This is a genomic window from Sulfurovum sp. (assembly GCA_020525365.1).
In the GTDB taxonomy this organism is placed as follows: domain Bacteria; phylum Campylobacterota; class Campylobacteria; order Campylobacterales; family Sulfurovaceae; genus Sulfurovum.
This window is the reverse complement of the sequence record JAIZOF010000001.1, coordinates 1,217,560-1,243,311: the sequence shown is the minus strand read 5'-3', so window position 1 is coordinate 1,243,311 and position 25,752 is coordinate 1,217,560. Positions and strand designations below refer to the sequence as shown.

Genomic DNA, 25,752 nt, shown 5'->3' with positions numbered 1-25,752 from the left:
AAGAGAGGATAGAAATGGCAAAAGGAAAAAAAGTCACCGTTATTGGTACTGGAAATTTTGGCTCGACTGTTGCATTTATTTTGGCAATGAATGGTGCCTGCCACCATGTCACACTTTATGGTCGAAATAAAGATGTTGCCAAAGGGAAAGCTCTTGATATGTCACAAGCTGCTAACGCAGCAAGACAGCACACTATCGTACGTGCGGCAAGAGGACCAGAGGATCTTACTGACTCGGAAGTAGTTATCATTACAGCAGGAGCACCACGTACACCAGGAATGAGTCGTGATGATCTGCTGTTAAAAAATGCAGATATTGTAAAAAACTATGCATTAATGATTAAGGAGTATGCACCAAATGCCATTGTGATTGTGGTGTCTAATCCACTTGATGCGATGACCTATGTGGCACTTAGATATACTGGTTTTCCAAGAGAAAGGGTACTTGGAATGGCTGGTATTCTTGATGCGGCACGTATGGCACATTTCATTTACGAAAAGCTTCAGTATGGTGCAGGGCAGGTTCGTGCGACAGTAATGGGTGGTCATGGTGATACGATGGTACCACTTCCAAAATTTACCACCGTAGCGGGTGTACCTATTGAAGATCTGCTTGACAGTGAAGAGATTGTCGAGATTGTACGCAAGACACGTAATGGTGGTGCAGAGATAGTAAATTTTTTAGGAAATGGCTCTGCCTATTATGCGCCAGCAAAGTCTACAACAGTTATGGTTGAGGCGATTCTTAAAGATACTAATCAGATACACTCTTGTGCAATTATGCTTAAGGATGATTATGGTTACTCAGATATTGTCTCTGGTGTACCGGTAATGATTGGTTCTGGTGGTGCAGAGCAGGTAATCAATATGACATTAAAACCACTTCAACAGAAACGTTTTAAAGATTCGGTCGCTTCCGTACAAGAGATGATAGATACACTCTATAAGCTCAAATTTTTCAATGATCTTAAAGAAGGGAAATCATAGGCTATGGCAAACCCTAAAGTAGGGATTATTGGCGTTGGAGCAGTTGGTGCTACAGCAGCATACAGTTTGAGTATGATGGGGACGTGTGGTGAGATTGTACTCTTTGATATCACAGAAGGTGTGGCTAGAGGTAAGGCAATTGATATTGCCCAATCAGCCTACTATGCACCTAATAATACCATTATTACAGCAGCTGAAACACCAGCTGAGATAAGTAATTGCGATATTGTAGTCATTACAGCAGGAGTACCACGTAAAGGAGATATGACACGAGAGGATCTTTTAATGATTAATGCCAAGATTATTAAAAGTGTCGTCAAAGATGTCATGAAGTACTCTCCTGATGCAATCATTATCTGTGTCTCTAATCCACTTGATGTGATGAGCTATATCATTCACAAGATAACAGGCTGGGAACGTAATCGTATTATTGGGCTCTCTGGTGCACTTGATGGTGCACGTATGGCATACCAGATATATAAAAAACTTGGTTATGGTATGGGGCAGATTGGTACCTTGGTTATTGGTGATCATGGAGAGAATATGATTCCGCTTCCACAGAAAGTACAGGTAGAATCAATCAATATATCTGAACTATTGAGTAAAGAGGAGATGGCACAGATTATTGAACGAACCAAGAATGGTGGTGCAGAAATTGTTGAGCATTTGGGTACTTCAGGCTATTATGGGCCAGGTAGAGCAATTGCTCATATGGTTGAAGCAATCCTCAATGACGCCAAGGTGGTTGTTTCATCATCTGTGTTGCTCGATGGAGAGTATGGCTATCGTGATGTTTCTGTGGGTGTACCCATTGTGCTTGGCAAGAATGGTGTAGAGCAGATTATTGAAATGGTACTGGATAAGGAGATAGTAGCCAAATTTAAAATATCTATAGACGGTATTAAAAACAGTATTAATATACTCAAGAAAAACCAATTTTTTAAGTAGGAGAAAATAGTAATGGAATATAGAATCGAAAAAGATACAATGGGAGAAATGCAAGTACCTGCAACTAAATATTGGGCAGCGCAGACACAACGCTCGGTACAGAATTTTCAGATTGGTGAAGAGAAGATGCCAATGGAGGTTGTCTATGGATTTGCTAATCTCAAGAAGGCATGTGCATTGGTAAACAATAAACTGGGACGTCTTGAAGACAATAAGACTGAAGCGATTAGAAAGGCATGTGACAGTGTACTCTCTGGGGAGCTTGATGACCATTTTCCGCTGGTAGTCTGGCAGACGGGCTCTGGAACACAGTCAAACATGAACATGAATGAAGTGATTGCCAATAAAGCCACAGAGATTCTCGGTGGTGATTTTACTAAAGAGTATTTGGTGCACCCCAATGATGATGTTAACAAAGGACAGAGTTCTAATGATACTTACCCAACAGGGATGCGTATTGCTGAAGTGGTTGCCGTAACAGACAACTTGATTCCTGCACTTAAGCAACTTAAAGGGACACTTGAAACAAAGTCCAAAGCATTTGAAGATATTGTTAAGATTGGTCGTACGCACCTGCAAGATGCGACACCATTAACCCTTGGTCAAGAGATTAGTGGCTATGTAGCAATGCTTGAAACAAACCTCAAGCAGATTGAAGATGCATTGGTTTATGTTAAAGAGCTTGCTATTGGTGGCACAGCAGTGGGTACCGGACTTAACTCACACCCTAAGTTTTCTGAGGATGTTGCGACACAGCTCAATTGTTTCATGGAGAAAAACTATGGGTTTGTTTCTCAGCCCAACAAGTTCCATGCACTTACAGGACATGATGCAGAAGTGGTACTTTCTGGAGCACTTAAAGCGTTGGCAGCAAACTTGATGAAGATTGCCAATGATGTTAGATGGTTAGCATCTGGTCCTCGTTGTGGAGTTGGCGAGATATCTATCCCTGCTAATGAGCCTGGCTCCTCTATTATGCCAGGCAAGGTCAATCCAACACAAGCAGAAGCAATTACAATGGTTGCCGTGCAGGTGATGGGAAATGATGCAGCTGTTGGATTTGCTGCATCACAGGGAAACTTTGAGTTAAATGTATTTAAGCCTGTCATTGCTTACAATATTCTCCAGTCTGTTAGACTACTGGCTGACTCTATGAGAAGCTTTGATACTAACTGTGTTGTAGGCATTGAACCCATTGAAGAGAAGATTGAAAAGTTCCTTAATGATTCACTGATGTTGGTGACCGCACTTAATCCATATATTGGGTACGAGAATGCTGCCAAGATTGCTAAAACAGCACATACAAATGGTACAACACTTAAAGAGGAAGCAGTTAAATTAGGCTTATTGACAGAAGAGGAGTTTGAGAAGTATGTTCAGCCCAAAGAGATGATCTCTCCTAAAGCCTAAACAGTATGATATATTTTTAGATAGAAAGATAGTATTTTGCTATCTTTCTACTCTCCACTTCCTCTAAACTGTGTAAAAAATTACCACTTTCTGTAATTCACCCTCTACGATAATGCAATTAATCACTTATTGTTTATAGTAGGCGTATAATGTAAAAACTTATTGAAAAAAGGAGACTGCATGAATATTCATGAGTATCAGGCAAAGCAGATTTTTGCTCAGTACGGTGTGCCAACACCAAGAGGAATTGTTGCAAATACACCTGAAGAAGCGGTGAGAGCAGCACATGAACTTGGCGGGAATATTTGGGTTGTTAAAGCACAGATCCATGCTGGAGGTAGAGGACTTGGTGGTGGCGTGAAGCTTGCCAAGTCTATCGAAGAGGTTGAGGTACTTGCAGGAGAGATTCTTGGTATGACATTGGTTACACACCAGACTGGTCCTGAGGGAAAACTGGTACAAAAAGTATATATTGAAGAGGGTGCAGACATTAAAGATGAGCTCTATCTTGGTGTGGTGCTTGATAGGGCAAAAGAGATGCCGGTAATCATGGCTTCCACGGAAGGTGGTATGGAAATTGAGAAAGTAGCGGAAGAGACTCCCGAGAAGATTGTAAAAGTTGTAGTTGATCCTGCAATTGGATTTCAGGGATTCCACGCCAGAGAACTTATTTTTGGTCTTAATATTACAGATAAAAATGAACAAAAAAAGTTTATGGATTTTGCTTCCAAACTTTACAAAGTCTATATGGATAAAGATGCAGAAATGATTGAGATTAACCCACTTATTAAAACAGGTAGTGGTAATTTCCTTGCACTTGATGGTAAGATGGGCTTTGATGACTCTGCACTTTACAGACACTCTGAAATTGAAGAGATGAGAGATATCTCCGAAGAGGATCCTGATGAGAGAGAAGCAGCGCGTTACGGATTGAGTTATATTGCACTTGATGGAGAGATTGGTTGCATGGTCAATGGTGCAGGGCTGGCAATGGGTACCATGGATACGATTAACTATATGGGTGGAACACCAGCAAACTTCCTTGATGTTGGTGGTAAAGCCAATGCGGAGACAGTGGCAAAAGGGTTTGAGATTATCCTCAAAAATCCAAAGGTTAAGGCAATTTTTGTCAATATCTTTGGTGGCATTGTACGTTGTGATAGAATTGCGAATGGTATTCTTGAGGCAACAAAAATGGTTGATGTTAGCGTACCTGTTGTTGTAAGACTTGATGGAACCAATGCTCCTGAAGCAGCAGAGATTTTGAAAAATGCAAATATTGATAATGTCATTCCTGCAACAGACCTGGCAGATGGTGCGGCTAAAGCGGTTGCAGCAGCAAAAGGAGGGCTATAATGAGTATTTTGGTAAACAAGGACACAAAAGTCATAGTGCAAGGCTTCACGGGAAGCGAAGGAACATTTCATGCAGAACAGTGTTTGGCATATGGAACAAATATTGTTGGTGGTGTAACACCAAATAAGGGTGGTCAGAAGCATCTTGGAAAGCCTGTTTTTAATACAGTGAAAGATGCAGTTGACACAACAGGCGCAACTGTCTCTATGGTATTTGTTCCACCTGCATTTGTTGCTGATGCTGTAATGGAAGCAGCAGATGCAGGTATTGAGCTTGCTGTTATCATTACAGAAGGCGCACCGGTACGTGACATGCAGATGGCAAAAGCCTATGCAGTGAAACATGGCATGATGACCATTGGACCTAACTGCCCAGGTGTTATTACTGCTGGAGAATGTAAAATTGGGATTATGCCTGGAAACATTTTTAAGAAAGGAAATGTTGGTCTTATCTCCAAGTCTGGTACACTTACTTATGAAGGTGCAAATCAGGTAGTCAAAGAGGGCTATGGTATTACTACTGCAGTAGGTATTGGTGGTGACCCAATTATCGGTTTGAGTTACAAACAGCTTCTTCCTATGTTCGAGGCAGATCCTCAGACAGAAGCAATTGTAATGATTGGAGAGATTGGTGGAGATCTTGAGATTCAAGCAGCAAAATTTATCAAAGAGAACATTACCAAACCAGTAGTTGCTTTTATTGCAGGACAGACTGCACCTAAAGGTAAAAGAATGGGACATGCAGGTGCAATTGTTTCAGGAAGTGCTGGTACAGCAAAAGAGAAAATGGATGCACTTGAGGCAGCAGGTGTAAAAGTTGTAGTCTCTCCAGCAGAGATTGGCAAGGCTGTCAAAGAGGTTCTTTCCAGGTAACTTTCTTCACTAAATCTTCGGAGGAGTTTTTCAGTCACTTGACTGGAAATAATCTCCTTTGAAATAACCTCTAAATCTTTAGTAAATCAAGTCACCTATAGGCATTGAATATTTTTGTTCAGTCTTAAAAAAGAATTTCCCCTTATATACTAAAAAAAGGTAACAAAATGATACAGACATTCAAGGTACAGAACGTTAAATGCGGTGGATGTGCACATACCTTAAAAGAGAAACTACGTCCACTTTTTGGTGAAGTAGAGGTTGATCTTGAAAAAGAGCCACGTCAAATTATGCTTGATATTGAAGAAAGCCAAATAGAAACACTCTCAAAAATATTAAAAGAGATGGGATATCCTTTTGTGGGTGAAAAAATGGGTTTTATGGAAAGTGGGTCAGCAAAAGCCAAAAGTTTTATCTCTTGTGCAATTGGAAAAATAAATCAATAAAAAGTAAAAAAGTGTTGCTTCAAATGGTAACAACACCCCTTATGCTTCCAATAATTCAAGCTTATTCATAGCAACATTACGAAAAGTAAGCTATCCTCTACTTAGTGAATAAGGGATATATCTCTTAAATGATCTCACGAAAAACTTTTAATAAAAAGGGGAAAATATGGCAGTAATGGCAGCTCCAGAAAATACTTCCGTATGGGTGAACACGGATCGTTGCAAAGCTTGTGATATTTGTGTGGATGCATGTCCTGCAGGTGTTCTTGCAATGAAGCCTGAAGCAACTTCAGTACTTGGAGCAATGATTTCCGTCATTGCATCTGAGGCATGTATTGGGTGCAATGAGTGTGAACTTTGTTGTCCAGATTTTGCAATCTATGTGGCAGAAAAAAAAGAATACAAATTTGCAAAACTAACTGATTCTTCAAAAGTAAGACAGGAAGCAATTAGAAATAATGGGTATAGATTACCTGACGAGTACAAGGAGGCGAACTAATGTCAGCAACAAGAGAAATTATTTCAACAGGTAATGACCTTGCTGCTATTGCAGCAGTAGATGCAGGATGTATGTTTTTTGGTGGATATCCTATTACACCATCAAGTGAAGTAATGCATACAATTTCTGACCTACTTCCTAAAATAGGTGGTACAGCAATTCAGATGGAAGATGAAATTGCAGGGGTTGCTGCAGCAATTGGTGCGGGTATGGCAGGTTTAAGAACGTTGACTGCTACTTCAGGTCCAGGTATTTCTCTCAAAGCAGAGAATCTCGGTCTAGCACAGATGGCAGAAGTGCCTTTGGTTGTAATTAATGTTATGAGAGGGGGACCATCAACTGGTCTTCCAACACGTGTTGCACAGGGTGATGTTGCTCAGGCGAAGAATCCGAGCCATGGTGACTACAAGTCCATTACTGTATGTGCAGGAACATTGGAAGAATGCTATACTGAAACAGTTAGAGCATTTAATCTTGCAGATAGATTTATGCAACCAGTATTTGTTCTGTTGGATGAGACATTAGGGCATATGCACGGTAAAGCAATGATTCCAACACCAGAAGTAGTAAAAGCAGAGATTAAGCCAAGAAAAAAATTTGAAGGCAATGCAGCAGACTATAAGCCGTATGGAGTTGCAGAGGATGAGCCTGCAGTGCTTAACCCTATGTTTACAGGATATAGATACCATTTTACTGGGTTACACCATGATGCAATGGGATTTCCAACAGAAGAGATTGAAACATGTAGAAAACTAATTGATAGACTCTTCAGAAAAGTTGATGATCATAGAGACGAGATAGAAAGTAATGAAGAATATATGATTGATGATGCAGACATTCTCTTAATTGGTTATGGATCGGCTTCGCTGGCTATCAAAGAGGCAGTCAATGTGCTTAGAAAAGAAGGAATTAAGGCCGGTCTATTCAGACCTATTACTATTTGGCCAAGCCCAGAAGAGCGCATGTATGAACTTGGTCAGAAGTTTGACAAGGTTCTTGCTGTAGAACTTAACCAAGGTCAGTACCTTGAAGAAGTACAAAGATGTATGGGTAGAAGAGATATTGAAAAGTTGACAAAAACAAATGGTCGCCCCTTCTCTCCTGCAGATATTATTGAAAAAGTAAAGGAGCTTTAAGATGGCATTTAATTATGATAATTATTTAAGAATGGAAAAAATGCCAACACTATGGTGTTGGGGCTGTGGTGATGGGGTTATTTTGAAAACTTTTATCCGTGCAATTGAGAAGCTCGGTTGGGAAAAAGATGATGTTTGTGTTGTTTCTGGTATTGGATGTTCAGGAAGATTCTCTTCCTATGTTGACTTCAATACGGTACACACTACCCATGGAAGAACGGTAGCACTCTTCCAACAAAGATGCGCCTGCAGCGTAGTGTAGCAGGTGACGGTGATGGTCTTGCCATTGGTGGTAACCATACGATCCATGGATGTAGAAGAAATATTGACATTACACTAATTATTATTCAGAATTTTATCTATGGTCTGACAAATTCTCAAACTTCTCCAACAACACCTCAGGGTATGTGGACAGTCTCTCAAAAGGCAGGTAATATTGACCCAACATTCGATGGATGTGAGCTTGCTATTGCTGCAGGCGCATCTTTTGTTGGAAGAGAGAATGTTACAGCACCAAAGAAATTAGAAAAATTATTACTTCAGGCAATGCAACACAAAGGGTTTTCTTATGTTGAAGCAATGTCTAACTGCCATATCAATCTTGGTAGAAAGAATAAAATGCAGTCTGCTATGGCAAATCTTGACTGGATTGATTCTATTACAATTTCCAAGAAGAAGTATGATGCTCTTCCGGAAGAGGAGAAGCTAAACTTCCTCCCTACGGGAATCTTAAAACAAGATACAGAAGTCAATGAATATTGTGATATGTATAAAGAGATACAGAAAGTACATCAGGGTCTAAGAGGTCCTATTACGCAAGATGACTTTAAGAAAAAGATATAAGGAGAAGAGCCATGAGTAGAAATATAATGAGATTTACTGGTGTTGGCGGACAAGGGGTTCTTCTTGCTGGAGAGATTTTTGCAGCAGCAAAGATCAAAGAGGGGGGCTATGGTCTTAAAACCGCAACCTATACTTCACAAGTACGTGGAGGTCCAACAGTTGTTGATATCCAATTGGATGATGAAGAGATATGGTACCCCTATGCAATTGATGGGCAGATAGACTTTATGCTCTCTGTTGCTGATGTAAGCTATCAACAGTTTAAAAAAGGTGTAAAAGAAGGTGGTATCATTGTTGTTGAGCCAAACCTTGTACACCCAACAGAAGAAGATAGAAAAAAATGGAATATTGTTGAAATACCAATTATTACGATTGCAAAAGAAGAAGTTGGTAATGTTATTACTCAGTCGGTTGTAGCATTGGCAATTGCAAATACACTAATGAATGCATTGGATGAACAACTTCTGATCGACACTATGCTTTCCAAGGTACCTAAAAAAGTACATGAAGCAAACCTCAAAGCATACGAGCTTGGCAAGAAGTATGCGCTTGAAGCAACAGTGTAATTATCAATTTATTATATTGTATGCTATAATTCATTCTCAGGAGCAATAGGTAGTTGCTGGTGGCTTTTTGCCACGAGAGGAAAGTCCGGGCTGCATGCAAGAGAGGACTCCATCTAACGGATGGCCGGAGTAATCCGAGGGCAAGTGCAACAGAGAGTAGAAAACCATAACTTTAGTTCTTGCCAATAGGCATATAACTTTAGTGAGAGGAGTGCAAAAGGGACTTTGTTTCTTTTGCAAGAGAACTTCCTATGGTAAAGGGTGAAAGGGTGGTGTAAGAGACCACCAGTGGGTATGGTAACATATTCAGCTAGGTAAACCCTGTCTGCAGCAAGAAGCATATGGTAATAACTCTTGCTATGCCTTAAGGCAAATAGTGCTTCGCTTGAACCTGTTGGCAACAGCAGGTCTAGATAAATAACTACCCACGACAGAACCCGGCTTATCGTTGCTCCTAAGATTGTAAAAATGATATTTATATAACAAAGTAACACGCCACCCCTTCTATTATTCTATCACAAGAGACCACTCACTCATTATTCATTTTTCTCAGTTATAATATGTTTACCTGTAAATATTGACAAAGGATAACACATGGGAATGCTTGAAGATGATGACAATGATTATGGATATGATGACTACACGGAAGATTTTATGGGACGTTCACCCAAGTCTTCATATTTTCAGATTGCCAAAACTGCCAACCAAAATGTGGTAGAGAATGAGCTGGAGGCTATATTTAGGCGTTTGGCCGTAGCAGAGAAAATACTTGAGGATCATGGATTGGACGAAGAGCTTGAACGTGAGATCCGGCAAACTATGGTGGACAAGGAAATTGATGAGAGAACAGCAACAGTCTTCATTGATCTTGTCTCCTCTATTGTGACCAAGTGTGAATAGATTGATATGAAAAGGTTATGGTTATTTCTATTTCTAGTACCGATATTGGGATGGGGAAAAATTTACTATGCCAAAGTAGAGCCTTATGATTCAGTGCTTCTTAAGTCTTCTGTAAGTGGACGGGTACTTGAGGCAGATATCAATGCAGAAGGAAGATTGATATCTAAAAAACAGGTTATACATATTGATGACCTGCTGGACAAAGCCAATTTGCAAGCGACCAAAGAGAGTATTGTGCTTTTTGAAAAGATGTTAGAGATTAACAGAGAGATTGCCTCATCACTCTCAGAGATGGTTGAGCGTCAGCAGGAGCACTACAAGCGTATCTCCAAAATTGTTACTGCATCGAAAACACAAAAAGACAGTGCCTATAATGCTTATGTTTCAGCCAAAACACAATACCTTGGTACCCAAGAAAAGATTGCTTCTTTGAAGAAACAGTTGCTTGATACCCGATACAAATTAGCAATGCTTGAAGATACAATTAAAAAGAAAAGTGTGGTGTTGTATAGAAAGTATCTTTATAAACTGATGGTTAAAGAGGGAGATTTTATCACACGGGGGACACCATTGGCAAGGATAGATGATACAAGTCGTGCAAAGTTAGTATTTTATCTTGAATCTGAAGAGGTTGAAAATATCAAAGAGAAGCAAGTGTATTTAAATGATACAAAAACGGACTATCATGTCAACAAAGTATGGCGTGTTGCAGATGAAAAATATATCTCCTCTTATCGAGCTGAAATTTATATTGATGCGCCAAAACAACACTTTTCCCAACTAATAAAGATAGAGATTAAATGAGTGAATGTATAGACACTGCTTGTGGTTTAGACTGTTACGATGCCTGTCGTATCATCGTGGACAAAGAGGTCTTTCCTAAGATTAGAGGAGACAAAACACATCCTGCTGGAAATGGAGCACTCTGTACACTGTTGAATAAGTATATCCATGAAGAAGTACGTATTGAAAAGCCACGGGTCAATAGCAAAGAGGTCTCTATGAAAGAGGCTCTTGATGCAGTTGCAAAAGCCTTGAATATACCTGAAAAACTGCTATGGAGGGGTTCGGGAAATCTTGGTGTTATGCAGGAGGTGACAAACCTGCTTATGGAGAAAATTGGAGGGACACTTACTTCAGGTAGCCTATGTGATGCAGCAGGTCATGCTGGCATAGAGGCAGGTAGAGGTGTTAACCGTACTTTGCCACTAGAGCAGATAGCCAAAGCAGAAACAGTTGTAATTTGGGGCCGCAATATTACTGTAACCAATGCCCATTTAGCGCCTTTCTTAGAGAAAAAAAAGATTATAGTGATTGACCCTATTAAAACACCAATTGCCAAACGAGCTGACCTTCATATGCAAATTGAGCCAAGAACAGACTACTATGTGGCAATTCTATTGGCACGTTTTATTTTTATGGAGGATGGACAAGATGATACGTGGCTCGAGGAATTTGCTCCAGAGTTCGAAGACTTTTATGATTATACTAGAGAGCACCGCATTAAGGCAATCTTAGAACATATTGGTACAGACCTTGGAGAGATGGGAACAGTATTGGAGTACATGCGTGGAAAAAGGACAGTTTTTCTTGTTGGTGTGGGAGTACAGAAGTATACAGTTGGTTCCTACACATTGCATGCGATCGATTCACTGGCAGCAACGCTTGGACTCTTTGGTAAAGAAGGGTGCGGTGTACACTATCTGGGTGATTCTAAACTTGGATTTAAAAACCCTTTTGACGTTAAGACAAAATGTGTACCAAAAGCAACAACACCTTTTTCTGAGTTTGGGACAGTCATTGTTCAGGGAGGAAATCCTGCTGCCTCTATGCCCGATAGTAATCGTGTTATTGAGGCACTTAAACGAGTTAAAAACCTAATTTATTTTGGGTTGTATGAGAATGAAACTTCAGCATTGGCAAATATTGTCATTCCGGCAAAGAACTTCTTTGAAAAAGAGGATATTCGGCTCTCCTATGGGCATCAGTATATTGAACGTATGCGTACTGTATCTGATAGTAAAATAGGAATCAGTGAGTATGACTTTACTAAAGTGCTTCTTGAGAGATTTGGTTTTGACAACCTTGAAGGTGAATCATACTATCTTGAGAAGTGGGTAGAGCAGTGTGAAAAATCAGATGAAGGGTATTATATAGCACCAGATTGCACACTATGTCCATACGAAGAGGGTTTTGGTGAAGAAGAAGATGATAAGTTTGAATTCATTGATGACTATGATGATCATTTTATAGATACTAAACGCTTTAGAAGATACCGAAAACAGCGCAAGAACAATTCTAACGATACTACTTTCTGGCTACTCTCTCCTAAATCTGCCAAGTCTCTTAATACACAGTTTGTGCGCGACAATAGAGTACAGCTTCATTCCCAAATAGGGTATGAGGAGGGAGAAAAAGTGAAACTTACTTCAGAGTATGGAGAGCAAATTTTTATTGTACATATAAATGATGATATCAGACCTAATTGTGCTTTGGTAACTAGCAATACAATAGGAGTAAACTTTTTAACCCCTTCTATTTTAAGTGATGAGGGGAAGAATGCTTGCTATCAAGAGATAAAGGTTTCCATTGAAAAGATCAATGCTTAAGGCAAGATTTAACGGTAGATTTTGATATAATGATACGAATGATACGAATGGGATAATGAAATGACATTAGAAGAACTTGACAGAAAGTATGTACTGCAGACTTATGTGCGTGACTATACCAATTTTGTAAGAGGTGTTGGTGCAACACTCTATGATGAGGATAGCAATGATTATATTGACTTTGCTTCGGGTATTGCGGTTAATTCGGTAGGGCATGGAAATGAGAGATTGACAAATGTTATATGTGAACAGGCAAAGAAGATCATGCATATTTCCAACCTTCAGGTGATTGAACCACAGGCAAAGCTAGCGGAACGTATGGTGAAGCTATCAGGCTACGATATGGGTGTGTTCTTTGCTAACTCTGGAGCAGAGGCGAACGAGGGAGCAATTAAGATTGCCAGAAAATATGGTGAGACACAGTTTCAAAAGAAGCGATATAAGGTCATTACACTTGAGCACTCTTTTCATGGTCGTACCATTACTACAGTGAAGGCAACGGGACAGGAGAGTTTCCATACACCTCATTTTTCACCATATCCCGATGGTTTTGATTATGTACCAAGCATTACCGATATCTATAATGCTATAGATGATGAGACAGTAGCAGTACTGTTAGAGCTGGTGCAAGGAGAAGGTGGTGTACAGCCTTTCAATAAAGCTGAAGTACAGAAACTTGTTGCTTACTTAAAAGAAAAGAAGGTATTACTCATTGTTGATGAAGTACAGACAGGAGTTTATCGCACAGGTGAGTTTCTTGCCTCCAATCTTTATGAGATAGAGCCTGATATTATTACACTTGCCAAAGGACTTGGTGGTGGAGTACCCATAGGGGCAGTGATGACAAAGCATAAAGAGATACTTCAATTTGGAGATCATGGTAGTACTTTTGGAGGGAACTACCTCTCTACGGTAGCAGGATTAGCTGTACTTGATATTCTTACAGAAGAGTATAAGAGTGGTAGATTGCATAAGACATTGCTCTATTTTGAACAGAGGCTTCGGACAATAGCACAACAGTATACTGAATTATTTGAACAAGAGGTGGGGATTGGATTGATGCGTGGACTACGTGCAAAGAGTGCCAAAATACAAAAAAGTGTACTTGAGACAGCACTTAGAGAACGATTAATCATACTGAAAGCAGGACGTAATACAGTACGTTTTTTACCAAGTTTGACTATTACCAAGGATGAAATTGATGAAGGATTTAAACGTTTTGAAACAGCTCTTTGTGTTTTGTAGTCTTAGTGTCATTTTGTTGATGGCAGATGAGTTAGATGATATCTTGTCCCATAATAAAAATCTAATGTTTACATATGATCTAAAACGCAATGAACTAGAGAGTAATAAGCTTTCAACTAGCTGGATTAAGCCAGTGATTTTAGGCTACAACAAAAATATTACAACTCAGTTTGAACCTACTGAAAAAATAGATACCTATACAGTCTCTATAGATCAGCCTATTTTTCGTTCAGGTGGAATTTATTATGCGATGAAGTACGCAGAAGCACATAAAAAAACCAATAAAGCAGAGATTGTTTTACAGAAACGTAGAATGGCTGGTGATGCAGTTTCTATACTGTTCCAACTAAAAAAAAATACGCTTTTACAAGAAAAAACAACCTATCAAATTGATAGCGATAAAATCAATATACACCAAAAACGTGAGAAATATAAGGCAGGTTTGCTTGATAGCAGTTTTTTGGATCAGTCTATTCTGGAAAAGAGTCAAAATGAGACAAGCCTATTGGAGTTGAAGCTCCAGCAAGAGGAGCTTTTGCAACATTTTTCTCTTTTAAGCGATAAGAATCCTATGGCACTGAAACTACCAAAATTAAAATTAATCAGTAAAGAATATTATCAAAATACCAACTTAAGACTTCAAAAAGAGCAAGCATTTGCAGAGGAAGTAAATTATCAATCCAAGATAACATTTACCAAATATATGCCAAAAATTTCACTACAAGGGAAGTATAGCAAAGGTGATTTGCCTCTAATTTATAGTAGTTTTGGAAGATCTGATCTTAGCATTAAGCAGACCTATTATAACTATGGTATCACTATTTCTATGCCAATTGATATGAATAGTTTTTCCGATATAGAAGCAAGTAAAGTGGCGAAATTGCGTACAAAAATACAGGTAGCAGATTTAAAAATAGCCATTAACAAAGAGTATGAGCGGATTCGGAACTCCCTTAAGATTCTTGATAGAAAGATTGCATTGGCAAAAAAAGATGAAGAAGTTTACCAAAACCTCTATAGGTTAACTCAAAACCTTGTAAAAGTAGGCGAGAAAACTTCCCAAGATATTGATATCATGCATAATTCCCTTCGTATACGTCAAGTCGATCAGGAAATTTATAAAATAGAAAAGCAAATACAGCTTTTAAAGCTTTATGCGCGAGTAGAAAATGTATTTTAGTCAATATATAAATGAATGGCTTTATGGAGAGAATGGATACTACAAAAATTTTAAGTCAATTGGGAAAGCGGGAGATTTCTATACGGCTGTGAGTGCCAGTTCTTTTTTTGGGGCAAGTACTGCAAACTATCTTTACACAATGCTGGAGCATAAAATTGCTGATTGTGATGGTTGGCTGATCGAAGTAGGAGCACACCAAGGGTATTTGCTTTGCGATATGATACAGTGGCTCTATACTTGTAATCCACGCTTGGTTAAGACTATGAAGTTTGGTATTGTTGAGCGACAGCCTGAACTGCGGGCAATACAGCGTGACTATATTTTTTCTCGTTTTGGGAGTGATGTAGAAGTGGTACACTTTGATGATATTGCAGAGGTAAATGTTGATTATGCTTTTGTGGTCGCTAATGAGATATTTGATGCCTTTCCATGTGAACTTTATAAAGATGGGCAGATTGCAACAGTGGAGAACCATACAATAAGTTGGATGGATGCTCCTGAAGAGATAAAATCTTGGGCACAGAAGCACTACCTGCAAACTGGAGAGATTTCTGTAGGGTATGATGATTTTGCCAAAGCAATGGGAGCAGGCATAAAGCAGTGTGACTTTGTAACCTTTGATTATGGAGAAAAATATGTACGAAATGACTTTTCAATAAGGGTATATCGAAAACATGAGACCTTTGCACTTTTTGATGAAGGGCTGAGTCTCTCAGAGTCATTTCAAAAGGATGATATTACGTATGATGTCAATTTTTCACAAGTACTTGAAGCATTTGAAGTAGTAGGGTTTTCTGAAGAAGTGTATGAAACACAAGCAAGAGCATTAATCCGATTTGGTCTCATTGATATTCTTGAACAGTTTTCCAAGCAAACCTCCAAGGCAAATTATCTTAGGGAAGTAGACAAAATTAAGACACTTATTGCTCCAACAATGATGGGAGATCGTTTTAAAATGATGCATCTAAGAAAGTTTAGTTGATATATGTTTCTGTATAGGAAAATGTAACAATACTATTGCACTATAACAGCAACAGCAATTGCAAATCCACCATCGTGACTAATAGAGAGAGAAGTCTCTTTGATTTTGTATCTTTTTTGTATCTCTTTGGTAAGTTTGAAGTGAGGCGCTCCCTTATGATCTTTTGTAATAACAATATCATGAAAAGAGAGTTGGGAGCCAATACCACAACCAAGTGCTTTTGCAATTGCTTCTTTTGCTGCCCAAAATCCAGCAATAGTCTCTGTCTGTTTTGCAAGGGTAATCTCATCTTTGGAGAGAAAACGTTGTTTAAAGGTAACACCATGATTTTGAATAAGTTTTTCGATACGCTGTATCTGCACAATGTCTGTTCCAATTTTCATAGCCATAGTCTAACCAATCAAAATTAATATATGCAAATGATTGAAGCATTACATCCATTCAACAACTTTTGATACTTCGTCTGCAATAAAACATTTGATTGCTGTCTTCTCCATAGGTTTATTGGGAATGATTGCCTTTTTAAATCCTTGAGTCTCTATCTCTTTGAGTCGTTGTGATAATTTAGAAATTTCACGAATTTCTCCCGTAAGAGAGACTTCCCCAAGAAAGAGAGTCTCTGTGTTTATTTCTCTATCGCGATAAGAGCTGAGTATGGCAGCAATGATAGCAAGATCCGCAGAAGGTTCGGTAACTTTTATACCACCACCAATATTAATAAAAACATCATAAGTTCCCAAAGGAAGATCAAGTTTTTTCTCCAAGAGTGCCAGAAGCATTCCTAAACGGTTGTTATCAAAACCTGTTGAGCTACGTTTAGGGTGTCCATGGGATTCACTCACAAGGGCTTGAACTTCGATGATAATGGGACGACTTCCTTCCATGATAACAGTTAGTGCTGAACCAGATTGGAGTTTCTCTTTATTAAAAAAGCGTCCTGCCATACTTTTGGCATCATTGAATCCCTCTTTATTCATTTCAAAAATACCAACTTCATTTGTTGAGCCAAAACGGTTTTTAAAACTACGAAGTATGCGTAATTCAGAATTACTGTCACCTTCGAAGTAGAGTACTGTGTCAACCATGTGCTCAAGTACTCTTGGACCAGCAATAGAGCCATCTTTGGTGATATGCCCAATGATAAAAATGGGAATATGTAAGTTCTTGGCAATACGCATCAGTTCAAAAGTAATGGTTCTTACCTGTGTAACGGAACCAGGAGCAGAAGGGATTTCATCAGAATAGAGTGTTTGGATGGAGTCTATGACAATAAAATCGTAAGTACGGCTATTAATTTCAGCAATGATAGATTGAAGATTGATCTCAGAGAGGAGATATAGTCGTTCATGGTTGGCACCTAGTCTGTTGGCCCGTAGTTTGATTTGTCCGGCTGACTCTTCTCCCGAGACATACAATACTTGCTTGTGTTGCTGTGCTAAATTGCCTACAACTTTTAGTAGAAGTGTAGATTTTCCAATACCTGGGCTACCACCAACAAGTGTTAGAGATCCTGGAATAATGCCCCCACCAAGTACCAAATCAAGTTCATCGCTACCAGAGGGAAAACGGGTAATATCGTCTTCATTGACCTCTGTAATTGGGGTTGCCTTAGCTAGGGTATTGTTGATGCATGTAGAGGTTTCTTTAAGAAATTTAATCTGACTAGAAGTAAGCTCTATCATACTCTCCCACTCGCCACATGAGGTACACCTTCCTATCCATCTTGGAGATTGAAAACCGCATGCCTGACATTCAAATATTGTTTTTTTCTTTGCCATAATTTCTCTTTTATTGGAAAGTTATAGATGTAGTATAGGAATATTTTTCTACAAGAGCATAAAGTATGTCATTTTGACATTTTTTTAGTTATAATTTTATTTATTTTATGACATAGGATGATTGTATGACGCTTAGGGAAATTAAACAGTTTTTGATAGCACTCTATCTGACCAACTCATATGGTTTAAAATTGAAGCGTACCCGTGATTCTATGGAAAAGAAACGTTTACGACTTGAGTATTCGCAAAAGCAGATGAAAACACTTAATATTGAAGTGAGAGTTGAAAACATCCATAAGCTACCCCAAGAGGGTCAATTTCTTTTAATAAGCAATCATCGGACAATCATTGATCCTCCTATTATTGAGATTATGTTAAAAAATACAAAAATATTTGGTTTTTGGGTTTCTAAAAAAGAGCTTTATAATTCATTCTTTTTTGGTATGTTTGTACGCAATGGGGGGTCCATCCTTCTTGACAGAAGCCAGAAGCAGATGACAGGTTTTTTTTCTGATATCAAAATGGGTGTTAAGGGAGGGGACTCAATTTTTATTTTCCCAGAGGGAACACGAAATAAAACAGATAAACAAATTGGTACCTTTAAAGATGGCTCACGCATCATCGCACTAAAAAATAAGTTACCAATACTACCAGTCTATATTAAAGGAAATGCAGCAGAGATTTTAAAAGAAGCAATCCGCGATAATTCAGTACGAAGAGAAGTTACCGTGGAAGTAGGTGATTTGATTGATTATAAAAATAAGCAAGATATTCAGGAAATTTATAAAGAGCAGTTTGGATTGATATAGCAGAAAATTATCTCATATAAGGGAGTATTAGCAATTCTGCATTAACCCAATAAAATACTATTAAAAAACAACAATGGAAGAAGAATACGAATTTGATTTCGATAATTTAGCTAAAGTAGTCATATTTTGCACAAGGAATATAGAGAATGACGCTAAATGAATTTATAGATGAGATATATGCTTCTCATAAAAGAGACAAAGATACGAACTATGTTTTTTTCTTGGGTGCGGGGTGTTCGAAAAGTTCTGGTATCCCATTAGCAGGGGAACTTGCAGTAGAGTGGTTTTTAAAATTAAAAAAAGAGACATATAAATTCGATAAGTTTATAAAAAAACATTTAGATGATAAAATAAGAAAATTGGCAGAAGAGAGACTCGAAAAAGAAGATTTGTCTGATAAAGAAAAATATCATCAGTTGCGTGACAAGGTAGTCACTCTTTATTTCCAATTATTTGAAGCACTTTTCAGACAGGCAAAAGATAATACCCAGTTGCAGAGGGGAAATTATTCGGGACATTATACCCAAAGCCGAGCTTGGATGAGCGTGCCTAATGCCGTTAGCGACCGTCACTCTGGATGACTACGCATGCTCAGCGGGCGCAGAGTAACATCGCATCAACGAGCCCAGTTAACAGCACATAGATAGAGGGAGACGCCCGAATGGGACGGATCCGTACCCCTCTTAATGATGTAAAGACAAAGTTGTTTCAGATAATACAGACAGATATTTGAGTTTCACGGTTGAACTGAAGGTCGCCTCTAACAGCCTGCACGATTACTACGATGATTTTGTAACAGCCTGGATTTACTGCCGGTGGAAAGTGCAGAGAGAGTGCCTTTCGTAGCAGCGTGAAGCCGACTCAGTGTAATGAGTGCACATTGGCGTAGTTTAATGAAACAAGTTTGAGTACCAACCGTGTTAGTAAAGATAGTAATGGCGGATTTTCATGAGAGAGGAGGTAGAGATGTTGTGATCAACTTAGCACGGTAGGAGCGAATACGATGGGGATAGCCAGCCCAGTAAAGACAGCATGCGGATCGAAAATACAAGAGTGGTCCGTTTTTGCCAGACTTCTTCATACGAACCGAGGCACCAGTTATGCCCTCACAGTTAGGCATACGCACGTCCAGAGTAGGCCAAAGCAGCATGGAGGTTACTGTGGCTTTTCAGCTGTTTGCCTGCAAACCATTCTCAGCATAACCCCCAAAGCAGGCATGTTTCAGCACCATTTTGAAAGGCATTGTTCGCGTAATAGCATGGACTTTCACCACTCTCCTGAGTGTTCAGATACGCATCAAGATACAACATACATCTTTGATTTAATACGCATCATTAAACATGCCAGCTGGTAGTTTGGTTTTTGATCATCTTTACTTTACAGCAGAGAGTAAAACATTTTGTCAAGAAAGTAGAAACACGATGATGAGTGATGAAGAAGAAGCTAGAAGAGATAAAATGCAAGAAGAGCTCGGACGTTTTTAGATTTTAGTATTTATAGTCTCAGCAGGTCAGGTTTCTACATTATGGTTATGGTCTCTGTGCCAGACAGCCCAAAGATGTGATACAGTGTTTGTGGCAGGCAATTCTGCACAGATTTGAACACTGATGGGAACTGATTCTGCACGTTAGCTTCACACAGTTGAAAAGATTGCGGCACAACTCGATTGTCAAATGAAGACAGCGGATGATGCTCACCCTAATATTTTGTACGCTGCACCTCTACCAAAAATTTTTTCGGTAAGTGCCTTATTTGCAAAGATATTCATTAGGACAGGCATATCATACGCTATCTTCTTGGCTTTGTTAATCGGATTAGTAAAGAGTATAGGACGCGAATCCTCTTTTTTAACTTCTATGTAGGCAACATGCGGAATCTCAAGTTCTACATCAAGTGGTTCATCTATTATTTTTAAATTGCCATTCTCTTTAAGCCACTGTATCACATCTTGCATTGAACATCCCTCTTTTAAGTTATAACCATAATAATAAAAACCTATTATAGCAATTCATTCATACTAAAATCCCTAAAAACGATCAAACTCTTCTTGCATTTTTATCTCTTCTAAAGCTTCTCTTTCTGCATCACTCATCATCATTGTTTCTACTTTCTTGGCCAAAAGTGTTTTACTCTCTACTTTTGTAAAGTAAAGATATAGTCCAAAAACCAGAGCTACCGAAACAAGCATGACAATGATCTTTTGTGGTAAATCAAAAGTCTGTATGGTATCTTTGGTGCGTACTTCACAGATACCTCCAGGACAGTGTGTTACAGGGTCTTTTTGAAAAAGTCCATATATTTTACACCCTACGCAGACGGAAAATGCTGCTTCAAAAAAAAGTAGTGCCAAACAGAGTATGCACACCACTACTTTGATGGGGTTATGCTGAAAGTGAATGACCAAAAGGTAAAACATAGGCAAAGCCAACAAAAGCCCTATGCTCCATGCAAAACGCTTCTGTGTCGCACCCACATACTCTGGACGTTGATTTTGCACAAAAACCCTACCTAGTAATAGGCTGGGGGCATAGCGAGGTTGTATGGTTCGTATGAAGAAGTCTAACGTAAAAAATGAGATAAATACTTTAGTAACAATCACATGCCCCAATGCTACTGCATTCACAAGACTGAGTATCCCCATCAGAAAAAGTATTCCCGCTCCTGCACGTGCTTCTCTTTCGTTGAGTACAAGCACATCATACCCCTCTACTCTCTCTCCATACTGAAAAAATCCCACTTTATTTTCTCCTTTGCTGTATATAGTTCTGTAATTTTACTCAAACTGACTTATTTAAACCACATAGGAAATGTGCTACCCTCATTGCAAACAAGTCAACTTCACACTCTTGCAAAGGCTTTTTCTCATCTGCACTTTAAGTACCCACCGGAAATAAAAACAGCTCATCTCAAGGCTGTTACAAAATGCATTTGATGCATTTTGTAACAGCCTTGAGATGAGCTGTTTTTATTTCCGGTGGGTACTTAAAGTGCAGATGAGAAAAAGCCTTTGCAAGAGTGTGAAGTTGACTTGTTTGCAATGAGGGTAGCACATTTCCTATGTGGTTTAAATAAGTCAGTTTGAGTAAAATTACAGAACTATATACAGCAAAGGAGAAAATAAAGTGGGATTTTTTCAGTATGGAGAGAGAGTAGAGGGGTATGATGTGCTTGTACTCAACGAAAGAGAAGCACGTGCAGGAGCGGGAATACTTTTTCTGATGGGGATACTCAGTCTTGTGAATGCAGTAGCATTGGGGCATGTGATTGTTACTAAAGTATTTATCTCATTTTTTACGTTAGACTTCTTCATACGAACCATACAACCTCGCTATGCCCCCAGCCTATTACTAGGTAGGGTTTTTGTGCAAAATCAACGTCCAGAGTATGTGGGTGCGACACAGAAGCGTTTTGCATGGAGCATAGGGCTTTTGTTGGCTTTGCCTATGTTTTACCTTTTGGTCATTCACTTTCAGCATAACCCCATCAAAGTAGTGGTGTGCATACTCTGTTTGGCACTACTTTTTTTTGAAGCAGCATTTTCCGTCTGCGTAGGGTGTAAAATATATGGACTTTTTCAAAAAGACCCTGTAACACACTGTCCTGGAGGTATCTGTGAAGTACGCACCAAAGATACCATACAGACTTTTGATTTACCACAAAAGATCATTGTCATGCTTGTTTCGGTAGCTCTGGTTTTTGGACTATATCTTTACTTTACAAAAGTAGAGAGTAAAACACTTTTGGCCAAGAAAGTAGAAACAATGATGATGAGTGATGCAGAAAGAGAAGCTTTAGAAGAGATAAAAATGCAAGAAGAGTTTGATCGTTTTTAGGGATTTTAGTATGAATGAATTGCTATAATAGGTTTTTATTATTATGGTTATAACTTAAAAGAGGGATGTTCAATGCAAGATGTGATACAGTGGCTTAAAGAGAATGGCAATTTAAAAATAATAGATGAACCACTTGATGTAGAACTTGAGATTCCGCATGTTGCCTACATAGAAGTTAAAAAAGAGGATTCGCGTCCTATACTCTTTACTAATCCGATTAACAAAGCCAAGAAGATAGCGTATGATATGCCTGTCCTAATGAATATCTTTGCAAATAAGGCACTTACCGAAAAAATTTTTGGTAAACACCCTGACCTTGTAGCAGAGGGAATAGATGAACTGCTTAAACTGAAGCCGCCTAAAGGTTTCAAGGAAAAACTGGCAATGATACCCAAGCTTTTTAATCTTAAAAATGTATTTCCAAAGCGTCTGAATTTTAAGGGCGAGTGCCAAGAGGTCATTGTGCCCAAAGAGGCAGTAGACTTAGACAAATTACCCATACTTAAAACATGGGAAGAGGATGGTGGTCCATTTATTACAATGGGGCAGGTTTATACCCAAAGCCTTGATGGCAAGATGCAAAACCTTGGAATGTACCGATTGCAACAGTACGATAAGCACCGTTTAGGGATGCACTGGCAGATACACAAAGATGCCTCCCACTTTTTTGACCAGTATCAACGTGCAGGCAAGAAAATGCCTGTGACTGTTGCCATTGGAGGAGACCCACTCTATATTTGGTGTGGGCAAGCCCCTATGCCACATGGGATGTTTGAAATGTTGCTCTATGGTTTTGTGCGCAACCAAAATGCCCAGCTTGTAAAATCCATTACCAATGACATCTATATTCCCCGTGATGTAGATATTGTTATTGAAGGATTGGTTGACCCTGAAAAGATGGAAGTTGAAGGCCCCTTTGGAGATCATACTGGTTACTATACACTTAAAGAGTCATTCCCGGTTATGGAGGTGGAGACCATTACGATGAAAGAAAATCCAGTCTTTGCCGCAACGGTGGTGGGAAAACCACCACTTGAGGACAAATATATGGGCTGGGCGACTGAGCGAGTCTTTTTGCCAATGCTTAAGCCAATGGCACCTGACCTTACTGATTACTATATGCCAGAGAATGGAGTTTTTCATAACCTTATTTTGGCCAAGATGAAGACACTCTATCCTGGTCATGCCCAGCAGTTTATGCACGCTTTTTGGGGTGTAGGAGCTACCAGAACAAACATGACCTTAGTGATCTTTTGTGAGTAAATCAAAGAGAGGTGTATGGTATCTTTGGTGCGTACTTCACAGATACCTCGAGGACAGTGTATTTTAGGGTCTTTTTTAAAGAATCCATATATTTTACACACCCTACGCAGACGGAAAATGCTGCTTCAAAAAGTAGTGCCAAACGGTATACACACCACTACTTTGATGGGGTTATGCTGAAAGTGAATGACCAAAGGTAAAAACGCCAAACCAGAAACCAACAAAGCTATGCTCCATGCAAAACGCTTTTTGTTATTCGCACCCACATACTCTGGACGTTGATTTTGCGCAAAACCTACAAAGTAATAGGCTGGGGGCTTGCTTGAGGTTGTATGGTTCGTATGAAGTCTAACGTAAAAGTAAGGATAAATACTTTGAAGTAACAATCCCACATGCCCCGAAAATGCTACTGCATTCTGAGACTGAGTATCCCCATGAAAAGTATTCCCGCTCCTGCACGTGCGCTTCTCTTTCGTTGGGTACAAGCACATCACTTACCTCCTACTCTCTCTCCATGAAAGAAAAAATCCCACTTTATTTTCTCCTTTGATTGCTGTATATAGTTCTATAATTTTACTTAAAACTGGCTTTATTTAAACCACACGGGAAATGCACTACCCTCATTGCAAACAAATCAACAACATGACATACTAAGATTCTGGCGAAGCATCAAATACGAAGAGGTTTATCTTAATAAATACAAAGTGAAAGCACTCAATAGAGCCAGGAAATAGCATGCTAGTAACCAAAAAAGCACCAGATTTTACAGCAACCACCGTACTTGGAGACGGTCAGATTGTAGAAGATTTCAACCTTTACAAAAACTTCGGCAAGAAGGGAACAGTTGTATTTTTCTATCCACTTGACTTTACATTTGTATGTCCATCTGAGATTATTGCGTTCTCTCGTAGATACAATGAGTTTCAAGATAGAGGAATCAATGTTATTGGTGTCTCTATAGACAGCCAGTTTTCACACTTTGCATGGAGAGAAACCCCTGTAGAGAAGGGGGGTATAGGCTGCATCAATTTCCCTCTTGTGGCTGACTTGACAAAGCAGATTTCTAGAGATTATGATGTACTTCTTGATGAGTCTGTTGCCCTAAGAGGTTCTTTTTTGATTGATACTGATGGTACAATTAGACACGCAGTCATTAATGACCTTCCACTTGGAAGAAATGTAGATGAGATGCTTAGGATGATTGATGCAATGCAGTTTACAAACGAACATGGTGAAGTGTGTCCTGCAGGTTGGCAAAAAGGTGATGAGGCAATGAAGCCTGACGCAGAAGGTGTTGCAACATATCTTGCAAAACACGCTGAAGGGTTGTAAGAAAGAGGCAAAAAAGAGGCCTTTTTCTCAGGCTCTTTTTGTAACCCTTATTTTTAAACATGATCATTTAGCTATGTTTTAAACAGTACTGAACCTACTCTTACTAAATTTGATCCACATTTAATTGCGAGTTCATAATCTCCACTCATTCCCATTGAACAGATAGTTGCTTCTGATTTTTTAAGTTTTTCATAGATGCTGTATGTTGTCTCAAAACTTTTTTGTACCTCTGTTCTGTTGTCAGTATGTGCACCAATAGTCATAACTCCCTTAAGGATAATGCTTGGGCATGTCTCTTTGATATGAAGATAGATATCTATTGCTTTTTCAGGAGAAACACCTGCCTTACCCTCTTCGTGGGCGGCATTGATCTGAAGTAGACAGTTCATCTTTGTTTCTTTGGCGGAAAGTTTTTTCTGTATCTCTTGTGCAAGACTGAGTGAATCAAGCGACTGCATCAATGTAGGATTGAGATCGATAAGATTATTGATCTTATTTTTTTGTAACCTTCCAATCATATGCCATTCAAGTGGAAGATCTTCAAATTGGACCACTCTTTCACGTAACTGCTGTACTTGATTTTCTCCAAAAGTACGTTGTCCTAGATTGTAAAGTGTGGCAATATTTTCTGTTTTTGTATACTTTGAGACGGTTACCAGTTTGACAATATGGTGTTCGCTAACCGCAATACGTGCCTGTTCAATATTCCAAATTACTCTATCAAGATTGGCTCTTAGGTGTTCTTTGTCTAGTATCATG

At 39.0% G+C, this 25,752-nt stretch carries 24 protein-coding genes, 1 other RNA gene and 2 pseudogenes; 22 read left to right on the top strand and 5 right to left on the bottom strand.

Annotated features, from left to right (window positions below; genetic code table 11):
- Positions 1–14: 14 nt before the first annotated feature.
- From LGB01_06215 to LGB01_06135, 17 genes and pseudogenes are all read left to right on the top strand, one after another.
- A complete protein-coding gene (locus tag LGB01_06215) occupies positions 15–986 on the top strand; it encodes a malate dehydrogenase (GenBank protein MCB4753793.1) in 972 nt (323 codons plus the stop codon).
- Positions 987–989: 3 nt separating this feature from the next.
- Positions 990–1,934 (top strand): malate dehydrogenase, encoded by a 945-nt coding sequence (locus tag LGB01_06210; GenBank protein MCB4753792.1) that lies wholly within the window; start codon positions 990–992, stop codon positions 1,932–1,934.
- A 12-nt stretch (positions 1,935–1,946) separates the two neighbouring features.
- Positions 1,947–3,344, top strand: coding sequence for a class II fumarate hydratase (fumC, locus tag LGB01_06205; protein ID MCB4753791.1), 1,398 nt, complete (start codon positions 1,947–1,949; stop codon positions 3,342–3,344).
- A 180-nt stretch (positions 3,345–3,524) separates the two neighbouring features.
- Positions 3,525–4,700, top strand: a complete 1,176-nt coding sequence (gene sucC, locus LGB01_06200) for an ADP-forming succinate--CoA ligase subunit beta (GenBank protein MCB4753790.1) — start codon at positions 3,525–3,527, stop codon at positions 4,698–4,700.
- The gene (gene sucD, locus LGB01_06195) at positions 4,700–5,572 is read left to right on the top strand and encodes a succinate--CoA ligase subunit alpha (protein ID MCB4753789.1); all 873 of its coding nucleotides are present in this window, start codon (positions 4,700–4,702) and stop codon (positions 5,570–5,572) included. Before sucC ends, sucD begins: the two co-directional genes overlap by 1 nt.
- 167 nt (positions 5,573–5,739) lie before the next feature.
- Positions 5,740–6,018 (top strand): heavy-metal-associated domain-containing protein, encoded by a 279-nt coding sequence (locus LGB01_06190; GenBank protein MCB4753788.1) that lies wholly within the window; start codon positions 5,740–5,742, stop codon positions 6,016–6,018.
- Between the two features lie 166 nt (positions 6,019–6,184).
- The gene (locus LGB01_06185; GenBank protein ID MCB4753787.1) at positions 6,185–6,517 is read left to right on the top strand and encodes a 4Fe-4S binding protein; all 333 of its coding nucleotides are present in this window, start codon (positions 6,185–6,187) and stop codon (positions 6,515–6,517) included.
- Positions 6,517–7,653, top strand: coding sequence for a 2-oxoglutarate synthase subunit alpha (locus tag LGB01_06180; protein ID MCB4753786.1), 1,137 nt, complete (start codon positions 6,517–6,519; stop codon positions 7,651–7,653). The genes LGB01_06185 and LGB01_06180 overlap by 1 nt, the downstream gene beginning before the upstream one ends.
- Before the next feature lies 1 nt (position 7,654).
- A pseudogene (locus tag LGB01_06175) lies at positions 7,655–8,496 on the top strand (2-oxoglutarate ferredoxin oxidoreductase subunit beta).
- A gap of 11 nt (positions 8,497–8,507) precedes the next feature.
- Entirely contained in the window at positions 8,508–9,062 is a 555-nt protein-coding gene (locus LGB01_06170; GenBank protein ID MCB4753785.1) for a 2-oxoacid:acceptor oxidoreductase family protein, read from the top strand.
- A gap of 37 nt (positions 9,063–9,099) precedes the next feature.
- An RNA gene (gene rnpB, locus LGB01_06165) (RNase P RNA component class A) lies at positions 9,100–9,523 on the top strand.
- A 133-nt stretch (positions 9,524–9,656) separates the two neighbouring features.
- Positions 9,657–9,962 carry a DUF2018 family protein gene (locus tag LGB01_06160; GenBank protein ID MCB4753784.1) on the top strand — a complete coding sequence of 102 codons (306 nt, stop codon included), beginning with the start codon at positions 9,657–9,659 and terminating at the stop codon, positions 9,960–9,962.
- A gap of 6 nt (positions 9,963–9,968) precedes the next feature.
- Positions 9,969–10,766, top strand: a complete 798-nt coding sequence (locus LGB01_06155; GenBank protein MCB4753783.1) for an HlyD family efflux transporter periplasmic adaptor subunit — start codon at positions 9,969–9,971, stop codon at positions 10,764–10,766.
- Positions 10,763–12,571: a molybdopterin-dependent oxidoreductase gene (locus LGB01_06150; protein MCB4753782.1), complete on the top strand. Its 1,809-nt coding sequence runs from the start codon at positions 10,763–10,765 to the stop codon at positions 12,569–12,571. The genes LGB01_06155 and LGB01_06150 overlap by 4 nt, the downstream gene beginning before the upstream one ends.
- 60 nt (positions 12,572–12,631) lie before the next feature.
- Positions 12,632–13,816, top strand: a complete 1,185-nt coding sequence (locus LGB01_06145; GenBank protein ID MCB4753781.1) for an aspartate aminotransferase family protein — start codon at positions 12,632–12,634, stop codon at positions 13,814–13,816.
- Positions 13,773–14,996 carry a TolC family protein gene (locus LGB01_06140; GenBank protein ID MCB4753780.1) on the top strand — a complete coding sequence of 408 codons (1,224 nt, stop codon included), beginning with the start codon at positions 13,773–13,775 and terminating at the stop codon, positions 14,994–14,996. Before LGB01_06145 ends, LGB01_06140 begins: the two co-directional genes overlap by 44 nt.
- Positions 14,986–15,978 carry an SAM-dependent methyltransferase gene (locus LGB01_06135; protein MCB4753779.1) on the top strand — a complete coding sequence of 331 codons (993 nt, stop codon included), beginning with the start codon at positions 14,986–14,988 and terminating at the stop codon, positions 15,976–15,978. The genes LGB01_06140 and LGB01_06135 overlap by 11 nt, the downstream gene beginning before the upstream one ends.
- A gap of 32 nt (positions 15,979–16,010) precedes the next feature.
- Here the strand turns inward: LGB01_06135 and acpS are convergent, their stop codons facing one another.
- Complete coding sequence (acpS, locus tag LGB01_06130; protein MCB4753778.1) at positions 16,011–16,361, bottom strand: holo-ACP synthase; 351 nt, start codon at positions 16,359–16,361, stop codon at positions 16,011–16,013.
- 48 nt (positions 16,362–16,409) lie between these two features.
- Positions 16,410–17,756: a DNA repair protein RadA gene (gene radA, locus LGB01_06125; protein ID MCB4753777.1), complete on the bottom strand. Its 1,347-nt coding sequence runs from the start codon at positions 17,754–17,756 to the stop codon at positions 16,410–16,412.
- Between the two features lie 125 nt (positions 17,757–17,881).
- Between radA and LGB01_06120 the strand changes: the two genes are divergently transcribed.
- Positions 17,882–18,565, top strand: coding sequence for a 1-acyl-sn-glycerol-3-phosphate acyltransferase (locus tag LGB01_06120; protein ID MCB4753776.1), 684 nt, complete (start codon positions 17,882–17,884; stop codon positions 18,563–18,565).
- Between the two features lie 146 nt (positions 18,566–18,711).
- Positions 18,712–19,146: a hypothetical protein gene (locus tag LGB01_06115; GenBank protein MCB4753775.1), complete on the top strand. Its 435-nt coding sequence runs from the start codon at positions 18,712–18,714 to the stop codon at positions 19,144–19,146.
- A 1,112-nt stretch (positions 19,147–20,258) separates the two neighbouring features.
- Here the strand turns inward: LGB01_06115 and LGB01_06110 are convergent.
- On the bottom strand, positions 20,259–20,519 hold the full coding sequence (locus LGB01_06110; protein ID MCB4753774.1) for a UbiD family decarboxylase: 261 nt from the start codon (positions 20,517–20,519) through the stop codon (positions 20,259–20,261).
- Positions 20,520–20,591: 72 nt separating this feature from the next.
- Positions 20,592–21,302 carry a DUF4395 domain-containing protein gene (locus LGB01_06105; GenBank protein MCB4753773.1) on the bottom strand — a complete coding sequence of 237 codons (711 nt, stop codon included), beginning with the start codon at positions 21,300–21,302 and terminating at the stop codon, positions 20,592–20,594.
- A gap of 385 nt (positions 21,303–21,687) precedes the next feature.
- On the opposite strand from LGB01_06105, the gene LGB01_06100 reads away from it, so the two are divergent.
- The 3 genes and pseudogenes from LGB01_06100 (at position 21,688) to LGB01_06090 (ending at position 24,993) form a co-directional block, all read left to right on the top strand.
- The gene (locus LGB01_06100) at positions 21,688–22,398 is read left to right on the top strand and encodes a DUF4395 domain-containing protein (GenBank protein ID MCB4753772.1); all 711 of its coding nucleotides are present in this window, start codon (positions 21,688–21,690) and stop codon (positions 22,396–22,398) included.
- A gap of 72 nt (positions 22,399–22,470) precedes the next feature.
- Positions 22,471–23,619: pseudogene (locus tag LGB01_06095) on the top strand (menaquinone biosynthesis decarboxylase).
- Between the two features lie 777 nt (positions 23,620–24,396).
- Positions 24,397–24,993 carry a peroxiredoxin gene (locus LGB01_06090; protein MCB4753771.1) on the top strand — a complete coding sequence of 199 codons (597 nt, stop codon included), beginning with the start codon at positions 24,397–24,399 and terminating at the stop codon, positions 24,991–24,993.
- Positions 24,994–25,064: 71 nt separating this feature from the next.
- On the opposite strand, the gene LGB01_06085 is transcribed toward LGB01_06090, so the two are convergent.
- Positions 25,065–25,751, bottom strand: a complete 687-nt coding sequence (locus LGB01_06085; GenBank protein ID MCB4753770.1) for a YggS family pyridoxal phosphate-dependent enzyme — start codon at positions 25,749–25,751, stop codon at positions 25,065–25,067.
- Position 25,752: the final 1 nt, after the last annotated feature.

Excerpts from the sequence above, each read along its gene's own strand:
- LGB01_06135 (MCB4753779.1), top strand. The coding sequence starts at position 14,986 with ATGTATTTTAGTCAATATATAAATGAATGGCTTTATGGAGAGAATGGA.
- LGB01_06180 (MCB4753786.1), top strand. The coding sequence starts at position 6,517 with ATGTCAGCAACAAGAGAAATTATTTCAACAGGTAATGACCTTGCTGCT.
- LGB01_06110 (MCB4753774.1), bottom strand. The coding sequence starts at position 20,519 with ATGCAAGATGTGATACAGTGGCTTAAAGAGAATGGCAATTTAAAAATA.
- LGB01_06145 (MCB4753781.1), top strand. The coding sequence starts at position 12,632 with ATGACATTAGAAGAACTTGACAGAAAGTATGTACTGCAGACTTATGTG.
- acpS (MCB4753778.1), bottom strand. The coding sequence starts at position 16,361 with ATGAAAATTGGAACAGACATTGTGCAGATACAGCGTATCGAAAAACTT.
- LGB01_06185 (MCB4753787.1), top strand. The coding sequence starts at position 6,185 with ATGGCAGTAATGGCAGCTCCAGAAAATACTTCCGTATGGGTGAACACG.
- LGB01_06160 (MCB4753784.1), top strand. The coding sequence starts at position 9,657 with ATGGGAATGCTTGAAGATGATGACAATGATTATGGATATGATGACTAC.
- sucD (MCB4753789.1), top strand. The coding sequence starts at position 4,700 with ATGAGTATTTTGGTAAACAAGGACACAAAAGTCATAGTGCAAGGCTTC.
- LGB01_06120 (MCB4753776.1), top strand. The coding sequence starts at position 17,882 with ATGACGCTTAGGGAAATTAAACAGTTTTTGATAGCACTCTATCTGACC.
- LGB01_06155 (MCB4753783.1), top strand. The coding sequence starts at position 9,969 with ATGAAAAGGTTATGGTTATTTCTATTTCTAGTACCGATATTGGGATGG.
- LGB01_06150 (MCB4753782.1), top strand. The coding sequence starts at position 10,763 with ATGAGTGAATGTATAGACACTGCTTGTGGTTTAGACTGTTACGATGCC.
- LGB01_06210 (MCB4753792.1), top strand. The coding sequence starts at position 990 with ATGGCAAACCCTAAAGTAGGGATTATTGGCGTTGGAGCAGTTGGTGCT.
- LGB01_06140 (MCB4753780.1), top strand. The coding sequence starts at position 13,773 with ATGAAGGATTTAAACGTTTTGAAACAGCTCTTTGTGTTTTGTAGTCTT.
- LGB01_06170 (MCB4753785.1), top strand. The coding sequence starts at position 8,508 with ATGAGTAGAAATATAATGAGATTTACTGGTGTTGGCGGACAAGGGGTT.
- LGB01_06190 (MCB4753788.1), top strand. The coding sequence starts at position 5,740 with ATGATACAGACATTCAAGGTACAGAACGTTAAATGCGGTGGATGTGCA.
- fumC (MCB4753791.1), top strand. The coding sequence starts at position 1,947 with ATGGAATATAGAATCGAAAAAGATACAATGGGAGAAATGCAAGTACCT.
- LGB01_06215 (MCB4753793.1), top strand. The coding sequence starts at position 15 with ATGGCAAAAGGAAAAAAAGTCACCGTTATTGGTACTGGAAATTTTGGC.
- LGB01_06085 (MCB4753770.1), bottom strand. The coding sequence starts at position 25,751 with ATGATACTAGACAAAGAACACCTAAGAGCCAATCTTGATAGAGTAATT.
- sucC (MCB4753790.1), top strand. The coding sequence starts at position 3,525 with ATGAATATTCATGAGTATCAGGCAAAGCAGATTTTTGCTCAGTACGGT.
- radA (MCB4753777.1), bottom strand. The coding sequence starts at position 17,756 with ATGGCAAAGAAAAAAACAATATTTGAATGTCAGGCATGCGGTTTTCAA.
- LGB01_06115 (MCB4753775.1), top strand. The coding sequence starts at position 18,712 with ATGACGCTAAATGAATTTATAGATGAGATATATGCTTCTCATAAAAGA.
- LGB01_06090 (MCB4753771.1), top strand. The coding sequence starts at position 24,397 with ATGCTAGTAACCAAAAAAGCACCAGATTTTACAGCAACCACCGTACTT.